The organism is Limibacter armeniacum, from assembly GCF_036880985.1.
Classification (GTDB): Bacteria; Bacteroidota; Bacteroidia; order Cytophagales; family Flammeovirgaceae; genus Limibacter; species Limibacter armeniacum.
Genome location: NZ_JBAJNO010000008.1, coordinates 1,685,697 through 1,702,968 on the forward strand (window position 1 = coordinate 1,685,697; position 17,272 = coordinate 1,702,968).

Genomic DNA, 17,272 nt, shown 5'->3' on the forward strand with positions numbered 1-17,272 from the left:
CTAGTGTGTACTGATGGTTAAACTTTCTTAAGTCAAATCACCATTATTAAGCGTGTTAAAACTGTTTTTTAGATTGGTAATGAGTAGGAGAGGTTAGGTATAAGGCTATGAATATGGGGAGAATTGTCTCAATTGAAAAAAAGAGCTAAATTTTATATTAGTCAATTCAAACGGTTGTTTTAACATCAATAAAAACTATTGGTGAAGTGACACCATTAACAGAATCTGCTATGAAAACTACTCACACAATTATCCTGCTGCTGACCTGTATGGTAGTAGGCATAACATCTTTTAAACTATATGAGCCAAAATCCACTTACAAGGTCGATTCCGAAGCGAGTAAGATGGAGTGGGTTGGGAAAAAAGTGACAGGACAGCATACAGGAACAATCAAGATTTCTGACGGAGCAGTTGAAGTTTCAGACGGAAAGTTGGTAGGAGGTAACTTTACCATTGATATGTCCACCATCAACAATACTGATCTTGAAAGTGCTGATGATAAAGCCAAACTGGAAGGACACCTGAAGTCTGATGACTTTTTCTCGGTAGAAAAGTTTCCTAAGGCGACTTTTGAAATTGAGAAAGCGGATGAGAAAGGTGGTGGTGAATATGAGATTACAGGGAACATGACAATCAAAGGTATTTCAAACAAGATCTCATTCCCTGCATCAGTAACCATAGAAGACAACAAACTTACAGCTGCAGCAACAATCACTGTTGACAGAACGAAGTTTGATGTCAAGTATGGCTCAGGAAGCTTCTTTTCTGATCTTGGAGACAAGATGATTTATGATGACTTTGAAATCAACCTTGACTTGGTAGCTAACCAATAATTAAGATAAATATCATTTTATGAAGCCTACCTATGAATATAAATAGGTAGGCTTTTTAGTTCTCTGGAACATAAGGTGCTTTTTACTGATTGCTTCTACTAACCTTTATCATTTCCGTATTTACAGTTATATTAAAGTAGCTACTAACGGCACATTATCAATAGTCAGAAAAGACATTGCAAAGAATCCTCTGAACTCACTTATCGGTGGGCTGGTTTTTGATTTAATGTCTTTTACAATTCAACAGCATGCTGCATTTCTATCGTAACCTTAACTAATTGTACCTCAACCACACAGTCAACCCAATCACTGATGGAGAAAGCTTTTGAAAAAATATCAGCCTTTTTCAAGGACATAAAAGATGGACTGGAAACCCATATTTGGCCTTCATTCGGTCAGATTCAGCCTGAGGCAGAGCTAGAGGACAAGCTCAAATCATTGCCAGGGAAATTCCAGAATGAATATTATATCTGCCTTGAGAGGGAAATCCAACGCCAGCGAAGACACCGGAATGTAATCACTTTTACCACTTTTTTTCTGGTAACACAGGCTGAAGTGTTTTGGCCTATGGCAGCCGCAGGAGCCTACTATTGGTATACCAAAAACTTTACAATCCCCCAACTTTCTCATAATGTTTACAGGAAAGTGATGTTAAAATATCGACTTGCCAACCATGAACGAATAATGGATCGGAGCAATGTGGCAAGGAGTAACCGTATGTTACCTCGTTCAATGGAAATACCTTTTGATCCTTCCAATTTGACGCTTGAACATCTGAAAACGGGGTATTTACTGGATTTTGAGATGAAGACTTGGTGCGTGACAAGGCATATTCAGTATGATTGGGATAATGGAACTTCAGAAAGGTTCTTTAAGTTGATGCAGCACACAGACCAAAAGCTGCTGATAGTTAGGAAAGAAAGTGAATACCTTCAGTTGATGGTAGGAGATAAGGTGAATGTTTATGCTATAGATGAGGATATTGATACTGATATTCTGATGAAACAGCGACCTAAAAATGTCTTGAGTTATAAGGGGGAACGCTACTTCAGGGATGAACATAGAGAAGGGTATGCTTTCAATATTACGGAAAGGGAATTAGGAATCAGAACTAATATTTGGGATTACTATAATGAGGAGCGAAAGAAGATGGTTAGGGTAGAACAAGTAGAGAGAAGGGAATTCAAGGCATTTTACGCAGAAATAGTTTCTCCTTACAACTTTACTGAGATATTACCACCTCAAGACACCGATAATCCTCATGACGATGATATGTTCTAGTGTTTTGAATTGATATTAAAAAGGAAACCACATCTATATCAAGAAATATAAATGTGGTTTCTTTCTTTTTATACCTTATCAAAATCAGGTTTTTTGTTTCTTTTTCTTAGCTGCAGGGAAAAGAATATTATTTAGAATAAGCCTATACCCTGGAGAGTTTGGATGAAGGTTCAAGTCCGTAGGTTCCTCTTCAACAAAATGCTGGTAATCTTCAGGGTCATGACCACCGTAGAATGTCCAAGTACCTTTGCCATATGTTCCGTGAATGTATCGGGCTTCATTGATCTCTTTGTTTTCACCCATTATGATGACATCACTTTTGATCAGGTTTTTCTTGAATGCAGTTGTCTGTCCCATAAACCCTTTGATGATTCTTTGGTGATTCTGAGTCAACATGGTTGGAATTGGATCCCATTTTGCAGAAAACTGAAAGAGTTTAAAGTAGTCATTTTCTTCACTCAACCCTCTTTCAAATACCTGATTGTCAATATTAGAGTATTCATATTTGTAAGGGTTCATAAAGAGTTCAAAATCTTTGAATGCAAATGTTTTCCCAAAGTCAATTTTTCTTTGTGCGTTAGGGTCGGGAGGATCTCCATCATACATGTAGTCACAAATGTCAACGCCTTCAGCTGAGAGTGCTATATCATAAGTGTCAGAGGCTGAACACATGGCAAACAGAAAGCCTCCACCTGAAACGAAGTCACGAATTCTATGGACTACAGCCAGTTTCAGTTGAGATACTTTTGCAAAGCCATGCCTGTTGGCTGACTGCTCAAAGTTTTTCTGGTTATCGATGTACCATTTCTTTCTGCCATACACTCTGAAGAACTTTCCGTACTGCCCTGTGAAGTCTTCATGATGAAGGTGTAACCAATCATATTGAGGTAGTCTGTCCAACATCACCTCATCGTCAAAAATAACATCGTAAGGGATTTCAGCGTAGGTAAGTACCATTGTTACAGCATCATCCCACGGCATTTTGGCAGGGGGAGAATAAACTGCAATTTTTGGTGCAACCTCAAGCTTCATCACATCCATATTGGCTTCTGGATTGGAAATGAATCGCTTGATCTCGACCGCTTGAGCATCTGAAATGACTTCGTAAGAAACATTTCTGATGATTAACTCATTTTCAAACTCTTGTATATATTCAAACAAAAAGCTTCCACCTCTATAGTTCAAAAGCCATTCTGCTTCTACTTCTTTTTGCAGTACCCAATAGGTGATACCATAAGCTTTTAAGTGATTGGTTTGCGATTCGTCCATCGGGACGAGTAAATAGGATGCCTGCAATGGAATTTGAAGGCACAACAATGTAAGTAGTGTCAGTATGGTTTTTTTCATGACTGATATACGGATTTCTTTTGAATTGTAATGTCAGTTTAGTCAGCCTTAAAATCAGGTCTGACCGACAGGTTTATTGAATCCTCCTTATATACAATTACCGAATCCTAAGGTAAAATCCAAAACTTTGTTCCAATGTAAATATAAAGCCTTCTTATCAATTGCACTAAACATTGGAAAAATGAGCATGTTCAAAAAATAAAAAAACCGTTCCCATACCTTATAAGAAGGAGGAACGGTCCTATTTTATTTAGACATTTTAAGTAAATCAATTTTCTGTATGCAGCATAACGGAAGGGTTACCCTGTACCTGAACATTGGACGATGGGTTGCTGAATACCTCTGCACGTTCATCAGCATAGACTATGACATTACAATTGCCCGATGTCTTAACCTTGATATTATCCACTTTGAAATCACTAGTGATGGCATTGGCATATCCTCCAACTTTCAGTTGTAGAAAATCTCCAGTACCAGCAATTATTACATTAGCATAGTCTGACGAGGTAACCACCAGCTTTTCTGCATTTACCACAGCTGAAGTATTGACAGTGCCTTCTAAGTCCATAGTGAGGCATGGTGATGCAATCTCATCTAAGATCAGTTGTCCACTACCATTATATTTGATACTCGATAGGTCTTTGATATAGACAACAATTGGCAATATATCCTGTTCTGTCTGCCCATTTCCTTTTGAAATATGCAGTTCATTGTTTTTTACCCTAAGCCTTAAAGAACGGTCAATTGGCTCTGGCACCTTTACATAATGCTTGTTGCCTTGCTTTACTACCACTGTAATATTCCCTTCGATACAAACAGATTTGTAAGGGTCTAATACCTTTTTGACCATTGGCAAGTGTGCTAACAACGCATCTATATCTGTTATACTTTGCACAACGGGTGGAGCCATTTGAGGTGTAGGTGGAGTAGGAGGAATGGCTGGGTGTTGCAGATGAGATGCATTGAGGGAATCCATATTCACGTCATACTCCTGCAAGAAGTTCTCTTCTGTAAATACCCACATTCTGTTTTGCATGAATGGATCGAAGAAGCCAACACCTTTATCTTCTAATAGTGTTTTAGTAGCATCTTCAATCATGAAAGGTACACCTGAAGGAATCATAAGTGTCAGGTGTAGCTTTTGTTTTTTGTATGGCGCGCCATGAGTCAGCTTGAAATGAGAGTTTATATTCAAGACATCATGGTCATATTTAATATCATGTATGATAGTTCTGGCATTAGCAATGGCTAACTGTCTGGTTTTTCCTTTGGAAGAAAAATGATTGATGATTTTAAGGTCATCGCCATTATACCCTTTTATGTCAAGAGAGACCTTAGTAAGGTCATTCATTCCTAGAAAATCGGAAGTAATGCGCAGGTAAGGAGTTGTAATTGGAATTTGTACATCTTCCTGATATGAACCTGAGGCATTGTACTCAAGCTGAAATGCTCCAATGCTAGTGCCTGTTACAGCCAATGAGGCTAGCCAAATACCTCCCATTACAATATGGGTTTTCTTACCGATTACCCACTTTGATGCAATCATTGAAATGCTTACCAGTCCCATATATATGAGGGGTAGCATTACCGCTAAGGACATCGCAATGACTAACGTGTTGGGTAAGGTATACTGGAAAGTATCAATTAGGGCTACATCATATGGTAAAAGCTCTTCATTGTTGATATTGAGGATCGTTTCATCTCCTAAAAGTTGAGAAACGGTAAATAGCTTTAGACCAAAGGCTGATGCCAATCCACTCATCGTAAGCATGACAAAGAGCACAATCATCATGATGAAACCTGCAAAAATACCTACAAGCCTCATCAATTTGACCAGAAAACTGTCATTATTAAAAAGGTCAGATACTTCTGAGCTAATTCTTTGTCCTGTACGCTTGAAATTTTCTGAGCTAAAACGTTCGCTAGAGTCAAATCCTGCAAACTTCTTTTTGACAAAATGCTCAATATTCTCAAGGTTTATGGCTTGCCCGCTACTTTGCATCTTGTCTTTTAAAGACCTAGCCTTTGGTGAAATCATCCACAAAACGACGTAAAGAAAGAAACCAAGCCCATTGATAAGGGTGGTGACCACAAAAATAAGCCTGACAGGGACTATACCGATGCCTAGATAATTGCTGACACCAGCTGCAACACCAGCTATCACTTGCTGGTCAGGGTCTCGGAAAAATATCTTTGTTCTTTGATCTGGTTTCAGCTCGCTGCTTCCAGGAATGAACATCCATGCCACTATATAAAGAATGGATAAACCTAAGCAGAAGTAAAAGCTATCATAGAAATGGAAAAGCGGTAAAATTATGCCAAGCCTAACCCAAAGTGGGTCTATATGGAAGTAATGAGCTGTACCTGCACAAACGCCTCCAAGAAGCTTTCGATTCATGTCACGGTACAAATGAAGATTTTCGTTTTGTGCTGTAGCAAAAGTATCTTCTTGATAAGCTCGTTTTTGTGAAGTATGAGAAGACTGAAATGATTGGTCTGCCTCATTTTTTCGATAAAGCGGTTCATCTGTTTCGTCAGCAAACCCTTCAATACTGCCCATTGACTTGATCAAGTCATTGACGTCTTCAACAGTGATAAACTGTTTGCTGGCACTAACTTTTGACAGGAAAATTTCTGCAATGCGGCTTTCAATATCGTGAATGATCTGATCGCTTTGCTTGAATTCTGCAAAATATTGGTCAACGGCGAATTTATACTTGATAAACTTTTCTTTCGCATCAGCTTCAATGTAAAAAATAACGCCACCTATGTTAATGCTTTTGAATTGATCCATTTCCTCCCTTATCGCTAATTAAAATTATATTCATTCTATTTGACACTAGAAATAGCTTGAAAAGTAAGTCAGGTGTTTATAAAATCCTGCTTATCACATTCCAAGATACATTTTGTGTATAACAACTTCAAAGCCATATATGGTGCGTTAAAGCCTAACTATGTATAAATCATTGATAATGAGCAACTATGGAGGGGTTGTGTGTAGTGTTTTAGGACTTTTCTTATTTATAAAGCAATTGTGAAACTGTCCGTATTTGGACGTAAATCCATAAAAATGAACATGCTTACATGTTTTTCTTAGAGAAGAAGAACTGATTACAATCTCTTGTTTTAGAAGTAATTTTTTAACAATAAGCGAAACAAATATGATTGGTGAGAATTAAAATAATGGCAGGTATTTAAGGATGGAGTAGGAGGTAAATAAAAAAGGCTACCATTGAGTGGTAGCCTTGTATTTTATTAAAAGAATAAATCTTATTCTTCGTTTTTCTGATTCAGTCTAAGCTTGGCTTTCAATTCCTGAAGAGCAATAGAGCTAGAAGCGGTATTGCCTGGGCCTATTGCTTTATTGATTTCATCATCAATACTAACATTGGCGTCAGAAATTTGTCCGTAGGATTCAGCAAGTGCTTCTTTCTGTTCTACTTTCTCTTTCATGCGCTCAAGCATGTTCAATGTGCTAGAAGAATCAATATTAGCTAAAGTCTTATTCAGTTTAGCACTAGCCTCACTTACTTTAGCACGTGCCTTCAGCGTTTTCGCCTCGTTCTCCCATTTCGAAATCTGAGATTTCAGCTTTTGAACATTTTGTTCCATTTGAGCCACTTGAGACTCATTTTGCTGAAGCATTTTCATATGAGTAGCAGCCGCTTGCGCTTCTTGCTCTTTTCTGTTCAAAGCTTCAGTAGCAAGTCTGTCAGCTTCCGAAGGGTCCAGTTGCCCTGTTTCTGCTTTTTGCAGCAGCATCACAGCCTTCTGCTCATAGCTGATAGCAGTTTCTTTATGCTGCTCATACTCTTTGCGGGTACGGATCGTCACAGCCTTTACCTCAGCCAAAGATTGTAAACTCTTGTTCAGGTCAGTTTTTAGGTCTCTGATTCCCTGTTCAGTCATTTTGATGGGATCTTCCAGCTTGTCAATAGCAGAGTTGATCTCTGAAGAGCCAATCCCGAAAAGTCTTTTAAATATGGACATAGTCTAATTATGTGTTTAATTTTTTGCGTATTCGATAAGTTGGTTGTAATACTCTGAAAGCAAAAGAGCCAAAGAGTTAAGAGAGCCTTCCAATTCATTTAGGTCAAGATTCTCAAGCTGTAAGGTGTCTCTGAAAATCAGTTTCTTGCCATCATTGTCCAATGTAAATGCGCCATGTACAATTTCTCTGTTTTTGATCAGCAGTTCTTTGTATACACTTGCATCATCCTTGATTTCAATGATCGGCATTTCAATAATCAGGATAGGATCTTCACAATCAACAATTACATTCATCAAGTTTTTTTCCTCATCCTGAATCACAAACAGCTCTTCAGTTGAATCTTCATGCGTGATGTTGTACCCTAAGTCTAGCAGGTAGTCACGAACTTTTTCAAAATGGTTCATCTCAGATTTTAAGGTTTAAGAATAAGCAAAATTGCATTATTACGTGATTTTACGGATAATATCTTATAAAAGTTATCATGTAGAGAAGTTAGTTGCTTTTCGTAAAAGTTACAATCAATAATAAGTTTTCATTACAGCGTCATTTTTTAGTATAATTTCTACTTTTCTTGTAATTTCATTACAGAAATCGGTTGCGAATTATCATTATCGAAAAATGTCTTAGCAAGCATGACATCTTACATCAGAACAAAAACCAATGATCCCTTATCCTTTTCCAAAGAAGTGAGTAAAACATTATTGCTGGAGATAGCCTGGGAAGTATGTAACCAAGTTGGAGGTATCCATACTGTGATCCGTTCCAAAGTCCCAACAGCCATTTCACGATGGGGGCATGAGAATTATTGTCTAATAGGCCCATATATTCATGGAAATGTAGCAGCGGTGTTTGAACCAATTTCAGATGATGGCAATGACCTTGTCAGTAAAGCTGTCAAAGCCATGAGAGGTATGGGGTACGAAGTACATTATGGGTACTGGCTGGTAGCGGGCAGACCCAAAGTAGTGCTTTTTAACCCATGGAATGAAGCCTGGAAACTGGTGGAATGCAAAAAAGACCTCTGGGAGCGGCATAAAATTCCTAGTGGAGATGGCAATCCTTTGCTGGATAATGTCATCATGCTTTCGGAGCAGATCACTAAGTTTATCGAAGTTCTTTCGGATATCAACAATTATGAGAAAAATGTTATAGCCCATTTTCATGAGTGGATGGTAGGTTTGTCCATTCCTGAAATTAGGCGAAGACAGCTTCCTGTGATTTCGGTATTTACAACCCATGCGACGATTCTCGGACGTTATCTGGCCATGAATGATCCCAATTTTTATACTAATCTGACAAGAGATAGGTATGCTTGGGACTTTTGGGCTACGCATTACAATATCATGCCTGAAGTGGCCATAGAAAGGGCGGCAGCACATGGAGCACATGTCTTTTCTACAGTAAGTAGGGTGACAGCCAATGAGTGTCGTTACTTATTGGGTAGAGAGGTGGATGCGGTGATGCCAAACGGAATCAACTTGGAGCGTTTTGAGGCTATGCACCATTTTCAGAACCTGCATATTGAGTACAAGAAGAAAATCCATGAGTTTGTAATGGGACACTTCTTCCAGAGCTATAGTTTTGATCTGGATGATACCATGTATTTCTTTACTTCTGGCAGGTATGAGTACCGTAATAAGGGTTTTGACCTGACATTGGAAGCACTGGCAAGACTTAATGCCAAGATGAGGTTCCACGGAATCAACAAAACAGTTGTAGCCTTCTTTATTACAAAACAGCCTTACTATTCCATTAACCCACATGCCTTGCAGTCACGGGCAGTAATGGGGGAGATTAGAAAAACTGTAGACCAGATACAGAGGGAAATAGGCGATAAGCTGTTTTATAAGGTTACACGGAGTAAAGGCAACGTCATGCCTAACTTAAATGAGTTGGTAGACGAAAGCATGAGACTCCGCCTTAGAAGGACAGTGCAGTCGTGGAAAACGGATAGTTTGCCAATGGTGGTGACTCACAATCTGATCAATGATAGTCAGGATGAAATCCTTGATTTCTTGAGAAAGGCCAACTTGGTGAATAATGCGCATGATAGGGTAAAAGTAGTGTACCATCCTGACTTTGTTTCATCCATAAATCCACTTTTTGGAATGGAGTACAATGACTTTGTCAGAGGTTGTCATCTAGGCATATTCCCTAGCTATTACGAACCTTGGGGGTATACCCCATTGGAATGTGTGGCGAGTGGTGTACCTGCCGTAACAAGTGACTTGGCAGGTTTTGGTGATTTTGTAGCCAATAATTTGAGCAGATCAGACTACGAAGGTATCTATGTGGTCAAAAGAAGGCACGGTAACTTTGACCAGTCGGCTGAAGATTTGGCAGAGACGATGTTCCGTTATGTATGTTTGAACTTGCGTGAGCGAATTGACCTTCGGAACGCTACAGAACGCTCATCAGTACATTTTGACTGGGAAGAGCTGGAGAAGTATTATATAAAAGCCTATAGAATGGGGCTTGAAAAGGCTAAAACAGACTTTAAAGTGGTTTGATAAGCTATTTATCAGACAGGTATCTGAACTTTATTTAGCTACCTGTCTGTTATTTTTTTATTATTTGATGTAATATTTCTAAATATTATTTCCATTTTTGTAGCCAATGTATTAGACTTGATGTCTGAAACGAACATTTGAATTGATTTATTAAAAAATTCACAATAAAGTCTTAGCTATTATGAACGCAAGCCTGTTTTACCAAATGCAACGAATGTGTTGCTGTCAGAGATAAAACCTTTGTAGCTTGCCTCACTGTGAACATTTTAGGAAACCCAAGAAAACATTTAACTCACTCCAATAGTTAATTCCTGTATTCTTATTGGTTCAACCTCACGGCAAGTCCTCGAGGTTTTATTTTAATTTTTAAAGCCACATACTCTATAGAAATTATAGGGTAAATAGATTAAGTAGAATAAAAGTATCAGAATTATAAATTGCTTGATAAATGAGAAGCTTCAGAACAGAACTGGAAGATCCGATAGTTGAAAATGATATCATTGAGTTGGAGAAGAAAATCCGCTTGTTTAAGGATGGTAAGATAGATGATGAAAAATTCAGAAGCCTTAGGTTGGCACGTGGTGTCTATGGACAGCGTCAGCCAGGGGTTCAGATGATCAGAATCAAGATCCCTTTTGGTAAGCTGACTGTACGACAGTTGAGGAGAATCAGCCAAGTAGCAGACAAGTATTCCAATGGTCACCTTCATATTACCACTCGTCAGGATATTCAGATTCACTATGTGAGTTTGGAACGTACTCCAGAGCTTTGGGCTGAACTTGAGCAGGATCAGGTTACATTGAGGGAAGCTTGTGGTAACACAGTACGGAATATTACAGCATCAGCAAAGGCAGGTGTGGATGCTGCAGAGCCTTTTGATGTATCTCCATATGCGCATGAAATGTTTACTTACTTCTTGAGAAACCCAGTTTGTCAGGAAATGGGTAGAAAGTTCAAGATTGCTTTCTCGTCATCAGATAAAGATTCTGCATTTACGTTGATCCATGATGTTGGGGTAATTCCAAGGATCAAGATTGTAAATGGTGAAGAAGTACGTGGCTTTAAGGTGTTAGTTGGTGGTGGCTTGGGTGCCCAGCCATCTTTGGCACAAGTTGCCTATGACTTTTTGGAAGAAGATAAGCTGATTCCATTTACAGAGGCGCTGTTGAGAGTATTTGACAGGCATGGTGAACGTCTGAGAAGACATAAAGCAAGAATGAAGTTCTTGTTGAATGAGATCGGTCTGGAGGCTTTGATGAGTCTGGTTGAAGAAGAATGGACTGCACTCAAAAACAAGTCTTATAAAGTAGCTGGCAATGCAGGGAATACTACTGAAATTGTTTTCAGCGACCAATATGGTAACTATGAGCAAGTAGAGGAACCAACTTCTGAAAGGTATCAGAAATGGTTGGAAGCCAACGTTTTTGAGCAGAAGCAAAAAGGTTACTATGGCGTATTCCTGAAAGTTCTATTAGGTAATACAGATACAGATACTGCCCGAAAACTGGCAGAAATAGTAGAGCGTTATGCAGCGGATGACCTTCGTCTGACAATCAACCAAGGTGCCTTGCTGAAGTATGTTCGTAAAGAGGCTTTGCCTGCTTTATACAGAGAGCTGGATGCGCTTGGTTTGGCAGTGCCTGGTTTTGATACCACAGTAGATATTACAGCTTGCCCTGGAACAGATACTTGTAACCTGGGTATCTCAAGCAGCACAGGTATTGCAAAAGTATTGGAAGATGTCATTGAGAAGGAATATCCTGATTTGATTACCAATAATGATATCAAGATAAAAATCAGTGGTTGTCCGAATTCATGTGGTCAGCATGGTATCGCAAGTATAGGCTTTCATGGTAGCTCACTGAAAAACAGAAAGAATGGTATGGTGTTGCCAGCCCTTCAGGTACTTCTTGGCGGAGGTATAGATGGAGAAGGTAATGGCAGGGTTGCTGAAAAAGTAATCAAAGTGCCATCTAAGAAAGGTCCACATGTCCTTCGTTTTGTTTTGGAAGACTACGACGAGCATAAACTGGATGGTGAGTACTTCAGTGATTACTTTGAGCGTCAAGGCAAGAACTATTTTTATGAGTTGCTTAAGCCATTGGCTGACTTGGATGCACTTGAAGCTGCCGATTATATCGATTGGGGTCGTAAAGAGCAATTTGCTGTTCAGACTGCTGTAGGTGAATGTGCTGGCGTCATCATTGACCTTGTAGCTACATTGATCTTTGAAACAGAAGAGAAATATGAATGGGCTCAGGAATCCTTTGCGAAAGGTCAATATGCAGACGCTATCTACCATGCATACAATGTGTTGGTAAACGGAGCAAAAGCTTTACTACTTTCAGAGGATGTGAAACTGAAGTCACAGGCTACTATCCTGAAGGCATTTGATGAGCATTATGTAGATGCTGGAAAAATAAAACTGGATAGCTCTTTCACTGATCTGGTACTTCAGATTAATAAAAATGAACCAACTAAGGAATTTGCTGAGACTTTCATTGCTCAGGCAGCAACATTCCTGCAAACAGTTAAGGATCTTCGTAGGCAAGCCATTTCAGCGTAAGCCCATCGGGATTTGATTGATGAGAACTTAAAAGACCGAATTGACATGGCGACAACCAACAAACGTCCACACCTTACCCTTTTGGGAGCTGGAATAGGAGATCCTGACTTGATTACTGTTAAAGGTACTAAAGCATTGGCGCAGGCTGATGTGGTATTGTATGATGCATTGGTAAGCAAGGAATTGCTGGATTATGCACCTGCTCACGCAGAGAAGGTTTTTGTAGGAAAGAGAGCAGGGCACCATAGTGTAAAGCAGGAAGATACCAATAAGCTTATTGTCTCCTTTGCATTGTCAAAAGGACATGTTGTAAGGCTGAAAGGTGGTGATCCTTTTATTTTTGGTAGAGGACATGAAGAAATGCAGTACGCAGAGAGCTTCGGTATTCCGACCACTTATATACCGGGTATTACAAGTTCAGTTGCCGCAGCAGGGTTACAGAATATTCCTTTGACCAGAAGAGGTATCAGTGAAAGCTTTTGGGTTGTGACAGGTACAACAAAATCTGGTGAACTTTCATCAGATCTTGCATTGGCAGCTCAATCCACTGCAACTGTGGTGATTCTGATGGGAACAAAAAAGCTACAGGAAATCATGAATGTCTTTTCCGCTTTTGGAAAACAAGATATGCCTGTTGCAATCATACAGAATAGCTCTATGCCAGACGAGAAAGTGGGAGTTGGAACAGTGAGTTCGATTGTCGAAATTGCTGAGAAAGAGCAACTCGGTTCGCCTGCTGTAATTGTGGTAGGTGAGGTTGCCGCTTTGCACAAGGAGTTTCCGTTAGAAATTTCGGAAAAGGTCAAAGCTTACTCATCATAAACTTGAAGATTTAAAACAGAATTAGATGAATACACTTTATCCTATTTTCCTGAAACTGGATCAGCTGGAGCTGCTAATTGTTGGGGGTGGTGCAGTTGGGCACGAAAAACTGTCAGCTGTACTGAAAAACAGCCCTGAAGCTAAGGTGAACTTGGTTGCTCCAGAAATCAGGAAAGAGGTAGAAGAACTGGCAACAGATTATCCTACAGTAAAGTTGCATTACCGAGAGTTTCAATGGGAAGACTTGAATGGGAAACATTTGGTTATTCTGGCTACTGATAAAAGGGAGTTACACGAGGAAATCAAAAAGGTGACAGCAGAAAAGCATTTGTTGACCAATGTGGCTGATACACCTGATTTATGTGACTTTTATCTGAGTTCAGTAGTGCAGAAAGGTGACTTGAAGATTGGTATTTCTACCAATGGGAAATCACCAACGCTTGCCAAAAGAATTAGAGAGTATCTGGAGGAGGCATTGCCAGACGAGGTGCAGGAACTAATGGATAATCTTCAGGTATTTAGGTCTAAACTGAAAGATGATTTCGCACATAAAGTCAAAGCATTAAATGACTTGACAAAGAAAGTGTTTTAAATGGTACACACTTCTGCTTATTTGAATAATTGATTTAGAAAACCCTTCAACTGTTACAGTTGAAGGGCTTTTCTTTTATGAATGGTATATACCAGTTTATTGTTCAGCAGGAGGTGTCAGGACATTGTCAATAGTATGGATAACACCATTGTTAGCTTCTTGATCAAATGGAAAAATGACAGTAGCCGTATTATTGAGGGTAATTTGTTCACCTGCAGTTACTGAAATAGAAACACTTTCATTGGTAGTGGTATTTGTCAGCAATGTAGGAATGTTTGAGGAGGTTAAGGTTGATGAAAGCATCTTACCTTCTCCAATATGGTATAACATTATTTGACTTAGGTTGCTTTGGGCAAGCAGGTCTTCAACGGAATTGATATCATCTCCTTCCATTGCGATGAATGTGTCAAAGGCATTGTTGTCTGGTGCAAAAACCGTGAATGCTTGGGAGTCATCTTGCAATGTGCCTAGAACTCCTGAAGTAATAAGTGCTTGTACAAATGTTGAATAATCAGGATTTGCCACCAGTTGATCAGCAATGGTATTTGGTGCAAGTACTTGGTCAATTACATGAACTACCCCATTGGTGGACAGAAGGTCAACCGGATCAAGCACAGCATTGTCAACACCACCTTCATTCAGGATACTGATTGCGTCAGATTCATCTGTCTGGAAAGTAATGAAATTGTTATTGAGGGTAATCAAGGTGTCACCATCTGAAATGGAGTTGGACGGGTGGAACGAGTTGACAACATGATAATTTAGAATTCTGGAAAGTATGGCTCGATTCGCTGGTGAAAGTAATTCCTCAGCAGTAAGGCCAACTTCGTCCAGATATGCATCAAAAGCCTCATTGGTAGGTGCCAAAACCGTAAATTCTCCTGATCCCGAAAGGGTGCTTAACAGACCTGCCGAGTCAAGGGCAGCTACTAGGGTTGTAAGCCCATTGTCTGTAGCGATTTGAGCAGCACTACTGCTGGATGGAATTAGAATGCCATCAATAGTATGTATATAACCATTATTGGCAGGGATATCGGTTTCTATGACATTGACATCACCAATGGAAATATCACCACCTTCAGTTACGGTTACTTGAAAACGAGTATTGTTATTGGTTAACAAGAAGTCTCCATCACTTAATGAAGTGGAAACGACACTCCCGATTATGAGGTGGTGCCTTAAGTAAGCTTCTAATGTTTCGGATGGAATATCGTCGATTGATTCAAAATCACTATCAGTAAAAAACAGGTCAAATGCAGTATTGCCAGGAGCAAATAATGTGAAGTCCTGTGACGGATTGTCTAGCGTTTGAACTAGAACTGGGTATTTGTCAATGGCGGTAACGAGTGTTGAAAATGAATCAGTGTCGACTAGGAAATCATAGATAGTTGGAGATGGAGCAGTACCTGATGGTGGAAGAATGATTTCATCAATAATATGTAATACCCCATTGGTTGCTTCCAAATCTCCTCTTGTAATGGATGCAGCTGGATCAGTGCCGTTGCCTACCATAATATTTCCACCTGAAACACTTACAGATAAACTATCTCCTACAACAAGGGTGGCAAGCCTGTCTCCATCACTAAGGTCATTTGTTCGCAATGAAGAAGGCGTAACATGGTAACGAAGTATCTTGCTGAGCACATCTTCAGGTATATCAGCAATGTCACTAATGTTTTCAGCAGTCATATATGCTGAAAATGCCTGATTGCTGGGGCCAAATACAGTTCCAGAACTGATTGTACCGACAGCAGCATCAAGTCCGGTATTTTGGAGGGCTCTGGCAAGGGAATCGGTTGTGCCTGTTTGTGATTGAATAATATCGAAAAGGTCATCATTCGGGTTAATATTTCCACCGCCATCATCATCACCACAACCTGTCAATATCGTTGTCAAGATGATAAGAAATGATAAGGTTTTTGAACTGAGTATTTTCATCGTTGAAAGGGTTAGTATGTGTATAGATTATTGATCTGAATTCGGGGGTTTTTTGGTATGGTATAAGAATGTTAATGTGAGAATAATGTTATGGATTATTCTTGAAGGATGAGTTTGTATTTTAGATGCAGAAAATAGTAAAGAGTCTTGGATTATTATATAGGCTCAATGGTTTTCTCCGTTAGAGATAAGAATGGTGAAATCTACAGTTAGAAAAATTCAATACTTAAATGAATTTTAATGGTGATTTCTCTTTCTTTGTAGTAAAGGAATTAAAATAAGATAACCTGACTTTACATTTGGGTGAAATCTGTTGATGATTCAAAATTACTCAATGACTATTTAGCTATTAACTTTACAGTTTTTTTACTGATTAACGATACAATGAGAATTATTTGCTTACTGCTACTGTTTCAGTTTGTTGCGTGTTTCTATTCTTTTGGGCAAGATGATGTCAATGGTTCATCAAGTAGTGATGCTATGTTGACAGATGAGGTGGGCAGCAAGATTATGGTCAATCCAGAAACAGCGACAGACTTCTTCAATCGGGCAGTATTCAAAATGCACAGAAATGTGATTGATGGCGCCATAGCTGACCTGACAAAAGCTTTGGAGGTAAAACCACTGCATTTGGAAGCCTTATTCCTAAGAGGGAGACTTTTTGAGCGTACACACCAATCCGAGAAAGCATTCATAGATTTTTCTGAAGCTATTAAGATAAAGGCAGATTATGCGGAAGCCTATTATGAAAGAGGTAAGGTTGCTTTCAGGCTGGAGCGTTTCGAGCGTGCATTGGGTGACTTTAGTCAGACCTTGCTTTTCGAGCCTGAGTTGGCAGCAGCATACAATGATAGGGGAAGTACTTTCCGTAAAATGGGCATGAAAGAACAAGCCTTGGATGACTTTACTTCTGCGATCAAATTAGACCCATCAATGCCTGTTTTTTACCATAACAGGGGAATTACTTACCATGAACTAAAACAGGACGAGAAAGCTTTAACAGACTTTGATATGGCATTGGAAATCTTACCTGATTATGCCAAGGCTTATGTGAGCAGGGGACTACTTCGATTTGAATTGAAGAACTATCAAGGTGCTTTGGTTGATTTTACAAGCTGCCTTCAGACAAATCCAGATTATCCAATAGCTTACCTAAACAGAGGATTGGTCTATTTCCAGATGAAGCAATACAACTTGGCAATGAAGGATGTGGAGAAAGCCATTGCGATTGATGCCTATTATGCGAAGGCTTATCTGGCTAGGGGCATGATCAAAGAAATGATGATGGATGCTGAAGGGGCTTGCAATGATTGGCGATTGGCTGAGGAGCTAGGAGCATATGAGGCAGCCGATTATATAACGGAGGCTTGCCGTTAATACATTTTACTTGCA

12 protein-coding genes are annotated in these 17,272 nt (G+C 39.4%); 7 read left to right on the plus strand and 5 right to left on the minus strand.

Going from position 1 to position 17,272, the window contains the following annotated elements; genetic code table 11:
• The first annotated feature begins 230 nt into the window (after window positions 1-230).
• On the plus strand, window positions 231-833 hold the full coding sequence (locus V6R21_RS12995) for a YceI family protein (RefSeq protein ID WP_334244051.1): 603 nt from the start codon (window positions 231-233) through the stop codon (window positions 831-833).
• 312 nt (window positions 834-1,145) lie between these two features.
• Complete coding sequence (locus tag V6R21_RS13000; protein ID WP_334244052.1) at window positions 1,146-2,114, plus strand: DUF4178 domain-containing protein; 969 nt, start codon at window positions 1,146-1,148, stop codon at window positions 2,112-2,114.
• Window positions 2,115-2,198: 84 nt separating this feature from the next.
• On the opposite strand, the gene V6R21_RS13005 is transcribed toward V6R21_RS13000, so the two are convergent.
• From V6R21_RS13005 to V6R21_RS13020, 4 genes are all read right to left on the minus strand, one after another.
• Entirely contained in the window at window positions 2,199-3,461 is a 1,263-nt protein-coding gene (locus V6R21_RS13005; protein WP_334244053.1) for an asparagine synthetase B, read from the minus strand.
• A 268-nt stretch (window positions 3,462-3,729) separates the two neighbouring features.
• The gene (locus V6R21_RS13010) at window positions 3,730-6,255 is read right to left on the minus strand and encodes a PspC domain-containing protein (protein WP_334244054.1); all 2,526 of its coding nucleotides are present in this window, start codon (window positions 6,253-6,255) and stop codon (window positions 3,730-3,732) included.
• A gap of 476 nt (window positions 6,256-6,731) precedes the next feature.
• Complete coding sequence (locus tag V6R21_RS13015; protein ID WP_334244055.1) at window positions 6,732-7,451, minus strand: PspA/IM30 family protein; 720 nt, start codon at window positions 7,449-7,451, stop codon at window positions 6,732-6,734.
• A gap of 15 nt (window positions 7,452-7,466) precedes the next feature.
• Window positions 7,467-7,856 (minus strand): YbjN domain-containing protein, encoded by a 390-nt coding sequence (locus V6R21_RS13020; RefSeq protein ID WP_334244056.1) that lies wholly within the window; start codon window positions 7,854-7,856, stop codon window positions 7,467-7,469.
• A 228-nt stretch (window positions 7,857-8,084) separates the two neighbouring features.
• Between V6R21_RS13020 and V6R21_RS13025 the strand changes: the two genes are divergently transcribed.
• The 4 genes from V6R21_RS13025 to V6R21_RS13040 all read left to right on the plus strand — a co-directional run bounded on the left by V6R21_RS13025 (window position 8,085) and on the right by V6R21_RS13040 (window position 13,942).
• Window positions 8,085-9,962, plus strand: coding sequence for a glycosyltransferase (locus V6R21_RS13025; RefSeq protein WP_334244057.1), 1,878 nt, complete (start codon window positions 8,085-8,087; stop codon window positions 9,960-9,962).
• Between the two features lie 448 nt (window positions 9,963-10,410).
• On the plus strand, window positions 10,411-12,528 hold the full coding sequence (locus V6R21_RS13030; RefSeq protein WP_334244058.1) for a nitrite reductase: 2,118 nt from the start codon (window positions 10,411-10,413) through the stop codon (window positions 12,526-12,528).
• A gap of 45 nt (window positions 12,529-12,573) precedes the next feature.
• Window positions 12,574-13,350 carry a uroporphyrinogen-III C-methyltransferase gene (gene cobA / locus V6R21_RS13035; RefSeq protein WP_334244059.1) on the plus strand — a complete coding sequence of 259 codons (777 nt, stop codon included), beginning with the start codon at window positions 12,574-12,576 and terminating at the stop codon, window positions 13,348-13,350.
• 25 nt (window positions 13,351-13,375) lie between these two features.
• Complete coding sequence (locus tag V6R21_RS13040) at window positions 13,376-13,942, plus strand: precorrin-2 dehydrogenase/sirohydrochlorin ferrochelatase family protein (RefSeq protein WP_334244060.1); 567 nt, start codon at window positions 13,376-13,378, stop codon at window positions 13,940-13,942.
• 96 nt (window positions 13,943-14,038) lie between these two features.
• Here V6R21_RS13040 and V6R21_RS13045 read toward each other — a convergent pair whose 3' ends face one another.
• Complete coding sequence (locus tag V6R21_RS13045; RefSeq protein WP_334244061.1) at window positions 14,039-15,880, minus strand: fasciclin domain-containing protein; 1,842 nt, start codon at window positions 15,878-15,880, stop codon at window positions 14,039-14,041.
• Window positions 15,881-16,264: 384 nt separating this feature from the next.
• On the opposite strand from V6R21_RS13045, the gene V6R21_RS13050 reads away from it, so the two are divergent.
• On the plus strand, window positions 16,265-17,257 hold the full coding sequence (locus tag V6R21_RS13050) for a tetratricopeptide repeat protein (RefSeq protein ID WP_334244062.1): 993 nt from the start codon (window positions 16,265-16,267) through the stop codon (window positions 17,255-17,257).
• Window positions 17,258-17,272: the final 15 nt, after the last annotated feature.